Raw genomic sequence first — 892 nt, forward strand, 5'->3', positions numbered from 1 at the left:
CGCCGGAAAAGAGCGACGATTACTAAGAGCTTTTGTCCGGGTTGGATCAACCATCCAGGACTTCCGTATCTTAGGTTTCGTGGCTATCTATGAGATGCGTCGTACGCCAGTGCGGCGCATCAATCATTTCAGCACCGCGAGATCCCGCCCATGATGCGTCAGTATGAGCTTGTCGAGCGCGTCCAGCGCTACAAGCCTGACGTCAATGAGGCACTGCTCAACAAGGCCTATGTCTATGCCATGCAGAAGCATGGCCACCAGAAGCGCGCTTCGGGCGATCCCTATTTCTCGCATCCCCTCGAAGTCGCCGCCATCCTCACCGAGATGCACATGGACGAGGCGACCATCGCCGTTGCCCTGCTGCATGACACGATCGAGGACACCACCGCGACCAGGGCCGAGATCGACGAGCTGTTCGGCCCCGAAATGGGCAAGCTGGTCGAGGGCCTTACCAAGCTGAAGAAGCTCGACCTCGTCTCCAAGAAGGCCGAGCAGGCGGAGAACCTGCGCAAGCTTCTGCTCGCGATCTCGGAGGATATTCGCGTCCTTCTGGTCAAGCTCGCCGACCGCCTGCACAACATGCGCACGCTCGACCATATGCCCGAGTCCAAGCGCCTGCGCATCGCCGAGGAGACGATGGACATCTATGCGCCGCTCGCCGGCCGCATGGGCATGCAGGGCATGCGCGAAGAACTCGAGGAAATCGCCTTCCGCTACATCAATCCGGAGGCCTATCGCGCCGTCACCGCGAGGCTTGCCGAGATTTTCGAGCGCAACAAGGGTGTCCTGCAGGAGATCGAGACGGCGCTGTCCGGCCTGTTCGAGAAACACACCATCAAGGCGAGCGTGAAGAGCCGGCAGAAGAAGCCATGGTCGGTGTTCCGCAAGATGG

General features: G+C 60.1%; 1 protein-coding gene. It reads left to right on the forward strand.

The genetic code is table 11. The features are described 5' to 3' along the window. Positions 1 to 150: 150 nt before the first annotated feature. Positions 151 to 892: HD domain-containing protein (locus tag EOA28_RS37130; RefSeq protein WP_148671176.1), on the forward strand; the 742-nt coding region annotated here is incomplete at its 3' end.

The organism is Mesorhizobium sp. M2A.F.Ca.ET.067.02.1.1, assembly GCF_004023285.1.
GTDB lineage: Bacteria > Pseudomonadota > Alphaproteobacteria > Rhizobiales > Rhizobiaceae > Mesorhizobium.